Origin of the sequence: Paraburkholderia sp. 31.1, from assembly GCF_014397645.1 — a bacterium.
GTDB classification, from domain to species: domain Bacteria; phylum Pseudomonadota; class Gammaproteobacteria; order Burkholderiales; family Burkholderiaceae; genus Paraburkholderia; species Paraburkholderia tuberum.
Genome location: NZ_VZQN01000193.1, coordinates 1 through 660 on the forward strand (window position 1 = coordinate 1; position 660 = coordinate 660).

1 protein-coding gene is annotated in these 660 nt (G+C 63.0%); it reads left to right on the top strand.

The genetic code is table 11. The features are described from left to right. Positions 1–660 (top strand): M23 family metallopeptidase (locus tag F6X37_RS35965; protein ID WP_222945049.1); only part of this gene is annotated, 660 nt, incomplete at both ends.

The following is a 660-nucleotide window of genomic DNA, read 5'->3' on the forward strand; positions in this document are numbered from 1 at the left end:
AGCCCTCCCTTTCTGCCCGAAGCGGGCATCACCTCCACCGATGGCTCGAAGCCGGATCCCATGATGGACGCCGTCGACCAGTTCGAACTGGCGCGCGGCATCTACCCGGTCGCGTCTGACCGGCGCTGGCATTGCGGCAGTCATCTGGCACCGGACACGCACGGCGAGGTTTACGCCATTGCCGATGGCGAGGTGGTGGCGTACCGGGTCTGCCAGCACGCGGTGGATCCCTATAGCTGCAATGTAGGCTTCGTCCTGCTCAGGCATTCGACCGAAACGGGTGACGGTCGCAAGCTGACGTTCTATTCGCTCTACATGCATCTGCTGCCGCTCGCGGAGTACCAGTCATTCGGGCACGACGGGACACGGTTGCCGGAGTTCCTGCAAAAATCCTCCGGCGTGGACAGGAAAGGGCAGGTCACGCCTGCGGCGAAGGGCAGTGGCCAGAAGGTCAGGCGCAAGGATGTCCTTGGGTTTGTCGGACGCTACCAGGGCGTGACGCACCTGCACCTCGAAATCTTCATGGTGCCAGACGATTTCACGGCGTATTTCGGGCATACACAGCTTGGCGTGGCATCGCCAGCCACGGCGACAACGCCGGACTGCTGGGGCCACACCTATTACACGATTCCGGCCGGGCAGCAGTTCTTCGCGCAGCCG